The sequence below is a fragment of the Endozoicomonas sp. YOMI1 genome (assembly GCF_024606345.1).
Lineage (GTDB): Bacteria > Pseudomonadota > Gammaproteobacteria > Pseudomonadales > Endozoicomonadaceae > Endozoicomonas.
On record NZ_JAHHPM010000217.1, the window covers coordinates 17,600 to 28,843 of the forward strand.

An 11,244-nucleotide genomic window follows, 5' to 3' on the forward strand; every position below is an offset into this window, starting at 1 on the left:
GAGTCACAGGTGAATAATGAAGATCTGAATTATGAAGGTGCAGAGCTTGAAGATAAACTTCTGAATTTCTTCGGTGAGGGGGGAACCTTCAAAGATTTGAAGAACATGAGTGATGATGCCATGGAAGCAATATACTCAGTTGCCTACAACCTTTATCAGGGTGGAAAGTACGAAGAAGCAACAAAGGTTTTTCAATTCCTGTGTTTTTACGACCATTTCAATCGTAAATACTTTCTTGGATTGGGTGCCTGTCAACAAATGCAGAAACAGTATGACAGCGCCATCGAGATCTTCTCATTTGCCACCCTTCTGGATTCTGATGATCCCCGACCAATGATGTATATCGGTGATTGTCATTTGGCGAAAGGAGACAGGGAAAATGCCCAGACTTCCTATGAGACCTCGATTGAATGGGCCGGTGATAGTCCGGAGTATGCCAAGGACCTGGAACGTGCCAAAAATATGCTGGAAAATCTGAAATAGACCAGGGAGTAAGCAGAATGGATGGTATCCAACAGGGATCTTATTCGGCGGGTCAGATACCACAACAGACGGGTATAGACCCCTCACTTCCGCAACAAAAGACCGATGTTGATCAAAAAGAAACTGTCAGTCGTGGCTATCCGAAGGAAAACACGGTATCGACGAAGGAGGCACAAGCGAGCATTGCTCCACCCATTAAGCCGCAGCATAGTCTGGATGCTCCTGCAAAAGGCTCGGATTCTCCTTCTGAAAAAGTTCTCAAGGAGATCTCTGTTTTTTCAGAAATCCAGAAGCTGAATAAAACCAACGCTGAAGCAGTAAAGCTTGGTCTGGCTTCTGAGGCAGTTGCCGAACAGGGTGGTCCGGATCTGCTCACTGGTGATCTGAAAGCCTTCGCCGAAGGGTCAGGAGGGCGGCCAAATCCACTGGCTGGTCATATCAGCTCTATGCAGAGCAACAAGGATCATCTGTTGTCCATGGGATACAGTGAAGAGATGGTTGATGGAATGCTGAAACTTGCTGACCCGAAAGATCCGGATAATTCTCTGAAGGCCATGCATTCATTCTCCGCCCAAGTGGGTGGTAAACTTGCCGGTGATGACTCGCTTGAAAAGCTGAGTGATCTTTTTGCCGATACTTTCAATAAGGTTGCCAACCTGAAAGGGGGTCCCCCAGACCTTCTTAAAGAATTGCAGGCCGAACTGAAGGCCTTTAATGCAACATTCCTGAATTCAAAAAACACTCTTGATGTGGATACTGCAACTCAAATGCTGATGAGTATTATGACTAGGTTGCAGGATAGCCGTCTGGTATTCACCCAGGAAACTATCAAAATTAATGAGCAAAAGCGGCAGCAGATTTCAGAAAAGCGGTTGGCAAAGATCGCCGAATCTATTGAAAAAGCGGAAGAAGCCAAAGAGTCGGGAAAGATCGCTAAAATATTCGGTTATATAGCTATCGCCATCATGGCGGTTGCTATTGGTGTTATGTTTGCTACGGGGGTTGGTTCGCCAGTAGCTATGGCGCTGCTGGCCGCATGTTTGGCTATAACCGTGTTGATGACTGTTTCTTCCGAAACTGGTGACTGGATGAACAAAGGGGTCGCCGAGTTGTTGATGTCATGTGGTGTAGAAGAAGATAAGGCCATGCTTGGCGCGATGATTTTCTGGGCTTGCGTTATTTTGGTATTGAGCATTGGTAGCATGGCTGTTGGGGGGGGTGCCAGCGCAGGGGCTACGGCGGCGTCGACGGCTGCATCGGCTTCGTCTGTTGCGGCTGGTGGTGCAGCAACTGCAGCGACAGTCTCAGCTTCGGTATCGACGGCGGCATCAATAACAGCCAAGACAGCGAAAATAGCTGCGATGACTGCTCGCTTTACCAAGATGGCCAAAACTGTCGCTGGGGGAGCTATGATTGCAGATGGTGCGGCCAGTGCTCACAGTGTCACCATGAAGTATCATGCAGATATGTTAAGAGCCGAGGCGAAAGAGCTGTTTGCCTGGATGCAGATCAATCAGCACATCATTGAAGAAATGATTGAGGAAGTCCGTAAGCTGATTGAGGATATGCAGCAGGTGTGGCAAGTCATGACCGGCATGATGAAAGACAACCACGATACAATGACCAAGCTCAATTCCTCTCTCAAAGGATAATGAATAAAAGTTGCATTTACCCTTAACAATGATACATGGAGGTAACTCATGGCCGAAGGGATTTCTGGTGCAGACCGTGCAGCGCAAGGTGCCCATATGCAGATGCTCCTTGATAAACCAACAACATCTGACGCAAAGAAAGCGGCAATAAAGAAAGGCGATATTGACTTTCAGCAGGAGAGCGTCCGTCTTGCCTCAACTAAACATGCTAAATCCGAGGTTTTGAATGACCTCAATAAAGCAGGACAGCAGGCAAAGCCGTCACTGGCCTCACCCGATGACCTGTCACCGAATCAAATGACCAATGCCAGTAAAACGCTGGCTACTTTGTCCAAGTCCACCGACGAGGCCATGGAGTCAACCAAACAGCTGTTCAATAATATCCAGAATGGCACGGTGACCAAAGGAGAAACCGCAAAGCTGCAATCACAGGCGGCGGTTCTTGATGATGCCGCTTCGCACATGGAGTTGCTCTCCGGCAAAGGTGTGGAAACCTCTGAAGGAAAGCGGCAAGTGCTGGCCGGTATGGGCGGCTTTCAGAAGACTCAGCTGGATAACCTGGAAAAGCTGTCAACCTCTAAAGATATCCAGACGTTTCTGGCCGACCAGCATGGAGGGGCAAAAGGTCTGGATCAGAAAACGGCCATTCTGAGGTCTCTGGGTTTTACTGACAGCCAGATAAAAACAATGATCTCTCTTGCGCCTCCGGATACAGACGGCAGCCGTCTGGATATGATGCGCTCAGCAGGCTCTGATGCCAAGGCCGTTCTGCAGGCGCTCGGGTTTGGTGCTGATGCCGCTAAGGGACTGGCGGCATTATTGACAGGCAAGCATGGTCAGCTCGGCAGTGCAGAGCAAAAGCAGCTGCTGGCCAAAATGGGCTTCAATGAGCAGGAAATAGAGGTCATTCTGCAAACCAGCAACCCTACTTCATTAAAGAACCAGTCCGCCCTGATGCGTAATGCCCCCCAGGGACTTTCACAATTTCTAATGAACAGCAGCAAGGGGATGAACCTGCTTGCTGCTGGCGAATCCTTTGCGGATATGAAAATGCTTGAGAAGTTGGTGGATATCTTTGCCGTGATGGAGCTTTTGTTCAAGATGAGTGCAAACCAGCGTGCTGCCGCAAGGGAGTCTCGTTCCATTGAGCACCAGGCGGCAAAAGCTGAGATTCTGAATCAGGCAGAAGAAATGAAGAATGCCGCCCTGATGACCGCCATTGGTGGCTGGGTCAGTGCTGGTACCAAGATTATTTCTGGTGGTATCCAGGTTGGTATGTCTGTTAAAGCCGGTGGATTGGACCAGGGGAGTATGCAACGGCAGGTAGCGCTTGGGAATGGTATGTCCCAGTTAACCTCTGCAGGCGGGGAAGCGGTCAAGGCTGGCACAGACTATCAGGCAGGCATGCATCAGGCGCAGGTTAAAGTTCACGAGGCAAGCCAGAGAATGCATGATAATGCCGCACAGTCTGATAGTGAGTTTATGAACCTTCATCAGGATATGTTGAAAACAGTGATCAGCAAGATGGATGAGATCATCCGCTCATGGTTCGAAACACTCAAGTCTACAACAAGAGCTTGATCACAGGTCAATCACTTGATCTTGATGACAAGGTAATCAAAGGACGTGGTTTATAAGATGTAGCCAACCTTGCGGGTTGGCTTTTTCTTGCAGAGAGGGAAAGCATGAGTAATCCACTTGGAGGAATACAAGCCTCAGGAGTGACGCAGCAGATGCAGGCTCCCGGGGCGGTTGCTGCGGGCGCCGCTGAACAGGCAGGGAAATTGTCAACCGGGCAGGGTGTGCAAGCCTCCAATAAATCATCGCTGGTTTCAACTTCCGAAATGGCGGAAGAGATCGGTAGTTTGAGGTCTAATTTCAAGACAAAAGAGGATACTAAAACAACCAAAGCTAAAACGGCAAGTGAGCGGCAGCTCGAATTAATTGAAAAAATCAAGAATGTTGAACAAGTTCCTGAAACACAGGATTTCAAAAGACGCTTTCCTGAACAATCAAAACAGGATTATCAACAAGAAGACTATCTTAAAGGGGCCAAAGAGGAGTTCCAGGACCCTTACCACCAGTATCTTGCGCTTTATGAGATTGCTGTTGATTTTAAAGCTGATCCTGACGCCCTGCCTAAAGATGAAATTTTTAAAGCCATTGAAACGCTCGAAAAAGAGCATCCTCAATATATTGAGATTGGCAGAGAGATCTCAAACGCTGCCGGTAAACTGGCCGAGGACTACCATCCCGATAAAACACCGGATGAAATTCGTACGCAGGTATATGGTCATGTCAAGGATCATAAATCCCTCGGTGCAGCGTTTAAAGACCTGATTGGTAACCAGGTGGGGGATGCAGATTCGGACAATAATCAGGTGGCGACTGGTTTTGAGAACTCAGTCGATAGAAGGCTCAGGTTTTTGAGTGGCGAGTTGAATTCCATGACGTCCACCACAGAAGACACCCACCTGCGCTCAGTGATTAATGATATGACGGCCTTGAAAAGGCTGGTGGGTATCCATGATAGCTGTATGGAAACACAAGGAAAGATGAGAAGGCCACCGGTTAGTATTGAGCAATTTGATGGTCAGAAATATATGACCAAGGTTCTGGGTTTGCTGGATCAACAGTTTGTTTCAGGGGCTAACTTTAAAGAGTTAATCGGGCAAATGGGGTTGAGTGAGCAGACTGTTGATGTTAGAACGGCCTTCATTAACAGCACTGCGAATTTGATTAAAGATATTCCGGAAGAAATTTTTGCCAATGAACAAATTAAAGGGAGCTTGGGTGAAGCAATTGTGGAAGTACAGGATGATTTGGTTTTGGAAGAAGAAGGTTCTGTGAAGACAGATGAAAATTATGGTAAAGGTGGAGAAACCGAAGTCTCGGAAGACACATTAAATAATTTTCTTACTTCAAACCCCGTCTCAAATAGCATTCTTGAGGATTTGGGCATCAAAGGGGATCAAGAGAGCCCGGTTCCAGACTTTGTGGCATCCCCTGGTGTTCCCACTCTTGGGGCTGAGAATATGCAGCCTGAGCCTGCGGCAAATGGTGAAACATCAACGACACCAGCTAAAGCCACCACTGATCCGGCAACAGGCACCTCCCCTGAGGTGACTGCCAAAGGAGGCGCTAATGGGGCTTCCGAGGTCACGGCCAAGGGCAGTTTTGATGGGCTTTCCGATCAAGAGCTGATACAGAAACAGGATGAGTTACTGGATAAGGCCCGGGGTTTGCATCAACGCAAGGATACCAACTTTGTTTATGACTGCTCATTAACTGCATTGCAACATGCAGAAGGGAATAGTGATGTAGGTATTATTGAAGCGCTGCAAGCGGTCGCCAGTCAACGAGGTAAAGCCTTTGCCAAGGATCTTAAAGTGGCTATTACACCCGCAGGCGAGGGGGAAGAACTGAAGCTTATTCCGCCAGATCCCGATGCCCTGAGAGAGTGGGTGGAAACTCACCCTAATAAAAGTGTGAATGATCTGGTTCGTACGGCAATGGAAGTATTGAAGGATAATCGTGGTCCGGATTTAGATCTTGACCAGTTAAATAACGATCTTGCCAGCCTTAAATCAACCATTGCTGAACTGGATTCGAAAATAAAGGAAAGGCCAAGTAAATCCTTTAAAGAAAGCTTGCACCCCCGCTTTAAACAAGGCCCCTTCAGTGCTCGTTTGAAGTCGTTCTTTAACCATCCGTTTGACCCTATTAGCGGGCCGAGAACACGTCCGCTAGGTACTGATATCTTTGACCAACTGGAATACTCTCACAAATTCAGTATCAGGGCTGAGGAGAAAACCCTGTCTGTTGAATCAACCTGGAACGAGCCTGATGGTCAGAATGTTGCGGAGGACATGCAGGTCGAGGCAACCCTGGATGCAGCGGAAAATCAGAGTGTAGATGATAATGGCGGTTGAAACAACATTTGAGACTGCCCATGCGGACGGAGATATTTCTGGTGAAACAGGTGTATCCGGGAACTCTTCAGCTCAGTCCACTCCTGCCAGGGGAACCGCAGCGTATATTGCCGCTAAGGTGCAAGGGCAAGTAAAAGGAGAGTCTTATGGTGATATTGGTGATGTCCTTAAAGATATCCAGTCAATGGCAGGGGACAAGGCTCAGTTAGAACAGTTACTTGGTTATATGGAACAAGCAAAAGCATCACAAATTGAAATATCACTACTGGGTGGCAATGAAACGAAGATCAAGACGTACATCCAGTCACTGGTTGATCTTCAGGGGGCTCCGCGGATGAATCCGGGACAACCACCAGCGGGTGAAGTGAAAAGTTAAGGAGGACGAATGGATTGGCGTAATAGCGTAGTCTCTGAATTTGCTGAGGCCATGGGCATCAGGGGGTTCGATTTCGGTGATACCGGCGTAGCATGCTTTGAAATTGAGGGTGCCGGATCCTTTTATATGGAACAAAAGGAAGAGGGCGTTTTGATGTATCTGGCCCGGGAGATAGACCCCTTTAATAGTCTGCCCGTTTTAGAAAGTGCACTGGCGGAATGCCATTACAAAAGGAGTTTTCCCTATCCTTTACAGGTCGGCCTTCAAGAAAATCAACTGGTTATCTGTTTGTTTGTGGATGATTCTGATTTCAACCGCCCCAGTGTGGAGCGCGCTATGCAGTTTTTGATGAACAAGGCAGATGAGCTAAAATTGTAAGATAAAAATATTAAAAAGCTGTTTTTAAACAGATAAGAGGATTTTAAGTACCTCAACCAATCAATAATGAATAGAGGTTACTATCATGGCGGACAATATTATCAAGACGGGTAATCTGGCGGATAAAGCGCTGGAGAAAACGCAGGAAGGCTTTGCCAATCCGAATCAACCAGAAGATGGGGCGGCAGGCCGTTTCGCCCAGCTGGTTGGCCAGTCGCCAGATGGAGCCTCTCAAGCGGCGAACGTTAAACCTATTGACGTGACAGCTAATCCGGATGCTCCGGCCCTGACGCTGGGAGATAAGGTGCTTCAGGGTATGCAGGGGCTCAGGAACCATGTGGAAGGCAGGGCTGATCTGGTCAAGCAGCACCTGGCACCGGGTGAGGCGATGGGGATGAAGGATATGTTCAAGACTCAGATGGCTATGACGAATCTGATGATTACTGAAGACTATATTGGGAAGATTGTCAGTAAAAGTACTCAGACATTCGATACGCTATTACGTAATCAGTAATTTTTATTTTTCTGTAAGCTGAAGGAAAATAAGGTGATTTTTCTTCAGCTATCATTATTGCCCCTCTCTTTCAAAACTATACTCTGTAAATCGTAATTTTTCTTCGCAACTGGCCGTTAAATGTAGGAGTAATAATATTTAACGTGCATAAGGTTGGCTCGTCATGAAACAGGGGTTTGTCCAGAGCTTTAAAGTTACATTACTGTGTCTCATCGGTTTTTTATTACTGGGGTGTAAAGTCGAGCTTTATTCCGGGCTTGATGAAAAAGAAGGTAATGAAATGCTTGCCATCCTTCTTGATAATGATATTCCCACTGAGAAACTGGTGGATAAAGACAAAATTGTCACCATCATGGTGGAAAGCGGTAATGTTGCAAGATCTATCAAGATTCTGAGCAGTCTTGGTTTTCCGAAAGAAAAATACTCGTCGATCGGTGATATTTTTCCTAAAGATGGTTTGATTTCTTCCCCGACAGAAGAACGGGCACGTTATACCTATTCCATGTCACAGGAGCTTTCATCAACACTGTCGATGATTGATGGTGTCGTGACCGCTCGTGTTCATGTGGTATTGCCCCAGGAGCAGGATAGCCTGACGGATGTCAACTACCCCTCATCAGCTTCAGTGTTTATCAAGTATACCCCTGAGCTGGAACTGGCTGGTCTGGTGCCGAAAGTAAAAACCCTGGTAGCAAACAGTATTGAGGGGCTTTCCCTGGAGAAGATCGCTGTTTCCCTGTTCCCGGCAACACGCCTGAACTCTGGCAACTTTGACAGCCCATCAACAGAAACGGTGCTGTTTGTCGATGTTACTCCCGGTTCTGCAGGGGTTATTCGCATCGTTGTCTATGCTTTGATTCTCATGCTGATATTGGCACTGGGAGCCGGTGGCTATTTCTTCTGGATGATGGAACAGAAGAAAAAACCGAAGAAAAAAAAGGGTGATCGCTAATAACGGATGATTTACCCAATACCAAATTATTTGTGGGACTTATTTGTGGGGCAGTGCATGCCCCGTTAAATGGTTATTCAGTGGAGTGTATAGGGTTAGAGTGAAATGACCAATGAACAGTAACAATGTTTTTCAGGAATACAATGGAACAAGCCTGTTCAATCATATGGTTGAGTTTAACTTCTTTCCTGTTCGTTACGTACATGCGAGCTGGATTAAATCGGATAAACATTTCAAGTTACTGAAATCACTTCAGACCAGTGTGCCTGCACAATTTAATCTTTCAAACTACCTGCTGAGCAAGTTCGGTATCGCCAAGCAGTTTGATTATGACTTTGATCGCCCGGATAAAAGGATAGTATTTGCCAGTGCCGAAGAAATTGAACAGTTGGCTTTGTACATCGGGCTGATTCTCAACGAAGGCACTGTCCGGTCAGTTATCCGTCGTGATGAGCGTATGGCACTGCAGAAATGTCTGGGAGAAGAGGCTTACCGCTTTACCGTGAAAAAAGCGCAATTTATCAGCCGGGCTGCAAAAAAAAATGGTCCCGGTATACTCATTGACTGGAAACACCTGGATCGATTTAAAGCGTTTCTGGAAATGAATGGCCAACAGGTTATTGCCACTGCATTTTCTGATTTGCCCGGAGCCTTCCGGCAACGGTTGATATTAAAAATGCCCAGCAGCTGGAAAAAGACCTTGAGTTCACCAGGTGCCGGGGGACTGGACAAAGCCCAGTGTGTGAAGTTACTGGTAAAAACACATAAAGAGGTGAATCGACAGTGGCGGCACCTGTTATCCTGAATAATGTCCAGCTGGAGCTGGATCCAACCTGTAAAGTGCTCAAGGCAGATGACTATGTTGTTTATCTTGAAGCCCAGGAAATTATTAAGGCAGCCCAGCAGCAGGCTGCAGGTATTGTTGAGGAAGCCCGCCAGGCCTATGAACAGGAAAAAAAGCGGGGGTATCAGGAAGGTTTGGCGGAAAGTAAGGCTGAACAGACAGATCATATGTTGAAAGTGGTCAGCAGAACGATCAATTATCTTTCAGATATTGAAAATACCCTTGCGAATATTCTGCTTTCCGGTGTGAAAAAAATCATCGGTGAGTTCGATCAGGAAGAGCTGGCCATAAGCCTGGTTAAAAATGCCCTGCAACATGTCAGAAATGAGAAGCATGTCACCATCCGTGTGCCATCAGCTCAGTACAGTGCTGTTCAGGCACGCTTGAATACCATCCTGGCAGAGTATAAAGGTGTTGGTTTTATTGATCTTGTTGCTGATCCCCGGCTCTCACCCGGCGACTGTATTATGGAGAGTGAAATCGGCGTTGTTGATGCCAGTGTTGATGTTCAGTTGCGGGCATTACAGAAGCGGTTTGACAGTCTCCAATCATTAGCAGCACGCAGCCGTGAGGCCGACATGGCAGACAAGGCCGAATAGAGAGGGCTCTGCAGATTGTCAGAGTACTCTGTTCAGCTGTTGTTGGAAGAAGTCGTTGAAATAAGCAGTATTTACCTCCTAGAGGCTCACTTTGTCCAACAGGACATAATTAGGCGGGCATCTTTATTAAAATCCCCTATCTTTATCACTGAAATTTATATTCAGTGAAGGTTCTCGCTTATGTCTGAACCCAGTCGTTCCACCGTAATTGGCAGTGCTTTAATTTTGGCAGGAACGGCAATCGGTGCGGGCATGCTTGCTTTGCCACTGGTATCAGCCAGTACCGGCCTGATGCCGGTTATGGTTATTTTTGCGGTCACGGCATTCTTTGCGGTTATCTCTGCCCTTTATGCCTTTGAGGCCAATGTTGCCATCAAACCTGGCTGTAATTTGTATACCATGGCCAGCAGTACATTAGGGCGGATAGGGAAGGTGTTCTCTGCCATTGCCCCTCTTGGGCTTTTTTACGCATTGATGTCCGCCTACTTTTCCGGGGGGGGATCATTACTGGCGCAGTACGTTCAATCAGTGGTTCCCGGAGCTTCCTCTGAACTGTGCGTGATGTTCTTTGCGCTGATTGCCGGTGCCTTTGTTTGTTACAGTACCCGGGCGGTGGATCTTGTTAACCGTATCTTTTTCACCCTGATGATCGTTACTTTCATCCTTGCCCTGATTTCACTGGCACCTTCAGTGCGTTATGAGAGTATGATACATACGGCGAGGGTTGAGTATCTATCGGTTCTGGCGGCACTGCCGGTGATATTTACTTCGTTCGGTTATCATGGTGGCATTCCCAGCATTATCATTTATCAAAAGAAGCAGTTGCAGCATATTCCCCTTATTTTTCTGTTAGCGACCCTGATCCCGCTGGCGGTTTATACCTTGTGGCTGATGGCGGTGATGGGGGTATTGCCAGAAGGCTTATTACTGCAAATCAGTCAGTCATCCGGGGCAACGGCTTATTTAATTTCAGCATTAAGCAATGATAAAAATGTACACACTATTCTGCACCTGTTTTCTGATCTGGCGTTATTGACATCCGTGTTGGGCGTTGCTCTTGGATTATTTGATTATCTTGCCAACTTATTACAAAGGGCGGATACCCGAATCCATCGGCTGCAGACCGCTCTGGTGACATTTATCCCACCGGTTATTATTGCCATTATATACCCGGATGGTTTTGTCGCAGCCCTGGGTTATGCAGCGGTTGCTCTGGCCATTCTGGCTATCCTTCTGCCCACGGCAATGGTCTATGTATTAAGAAAGCAAGCAGCCTATGAAAACCCGTTTCGGGCACCCGGGGGAACGGTTTTGATGTCAACCTGTTTTGTATTTGGCTGTATTATCATTTTGTCCCAATTTATTTCCAGGCTGTAGTTTTTTTGCGTAAGTTGAAAATTAAAAGTGAACCTTTGTTAATCAAACAATAAATCTGCATACCTCAAAATTTAAGCTGTTGCTTAAGTAGTTAACCAAATGAAATCATATTTTCTGACTAAGTGATCAGTCACTCT

The 11,244-nt window shown here is 46.8% G+C and carries 11 protein-coding genes; all 11 read left to right on the forward strand.

All coding sequences use genetic code 11. The features are described 5' to 3' along the window. Positions 1-9 precede the first annotated feature (9 nt). Entirely contained in the window at positions 10-483 is a 474-nt protein-coding gene (locus KDK15_RS07520) for a SycD/LcrH family type III secretion system chaperone (RefSeq protein ID WP_257294742.1), read from the forward strand. Between the two features lie 17 nt (positions 484-500). Further along, positions 501-2,135, forward strand: coding sequence for a type III secretion system translocon subunit SctE (gene sctE / locus KDK15_RS07525; protein WP_257294743.1), 1,635 nt, complete (start codon positions 501-503; stop codon positions 2,133-2,135). 48 nt (positions 2,136-2,183) lie between these two features. Beyond that, on the forward strand, positions 2,184-3,716 hold the full coding sequence (locus tag KDK15_RS07530; protein WP_257294744.1) for a hypothetical protein: 1,533 nt from the start codon (positions 2,184-2,186) through the stop codon (positions 3,714-3,716). A 104-nt stretch (positions 3,717-3,820) separates the two neighbouring features. Then, positions 3,821-6,067, forward strand: a complete 2,247-nt coding sequence (locus KDK15_RS07535; protein ID WP_257294745.1) for a TyeA family type III secretion system gatekeeper subunit — start codon at positions 3,821-3,823, stop codon at positions 6,065-6,067. Continuing rightward, positions 6,057-6,443, forward strand: a complete 387-nt coding sequence (locus KDK15_RS07540) for a hypothetical protein (protein WP_257294746.1) — start codon at positions 6,057-6,059, stop codon at positions 6,441-6,443. Before KDK15_RS07535 ends, KDK15_RS07540 begins: the two co-directional genes overlap by 11 nt. 9 nt (positions 6,444-6,452) lie before the next feature. After that, positions 6,453-6,821, forward strand: a complete 369-nt coding sequence (locus KDK15_RS07545) for a hypothetical protein (RefSeq protein ID WP_257294747.1) — start codon at positions 6,453-6,455, stop codon at positions 6,819-6,821. A gap of 85 nt (positions 6,822-6,906) precedes the next feature. Further along, positions 6,907-7,335, forward strand: a complete 429-nt coding sequence (locus KDK15_RS07550) for an EscI/YscI/HrpB family type III secretion system inner rod protein (RefSeq protein ID WP_257294748.1) — start codon at positions 6,907-6,909, stop codon at positions 7,333-7,335. A 163-nt stretch (positions 7,336-7,498) separates the two neighbouring features. Beyond that, positions 7,499-8,287 (forward strand): type III secretion system inner membrane ring lipoprotein SctJ, encoded by a 789-nt coding sequence (sctJ, locus tag KDK15_RS07555; RefSeq protein ID WP_257294749.1) that lies wholly within the window; start codon positions 7,499-7,501, stop codon positions 8,285-8,287. Between the two features lie 112 nt (positions 8,288-8,399). Continuing rightward, entirely contained in the window at positions 8,400-9,092 is a 693-nt protein-coding gene (locus KDK15_RS07560) for a Yop proteins translocation protein K (RefSeq protein ID WP_257294750.1), read from the forward strand. Beyond that, complete coding sequence (locus KDK15_RS07565; protein WP_257294751.1) at positions 9,071-9,730, forward strand: HrpE/YscL family type III secretion apparatus protein; 660 nt, start codon at positions 9,071-9,073, stop codon at positions 9,728-9,730. Before KDK15_RS07560 ends, KDK15_RS07565 begins: the two co-directional genes overlap by 22 nt. Positions 9,731-9,910: 180 nt before the next feature. Continuing rightward, a complete protein-coding gene (locus KDK15_RS07570; RefSeq protein WP_257294752.1) occupies positions 9,911-11,107 on the forward strand; it encodes an amino acid permease in 1,197 nt (398 codons plus the stop codon). Positions 11,108-11,244: the final 137 nt, after the last annotated feature.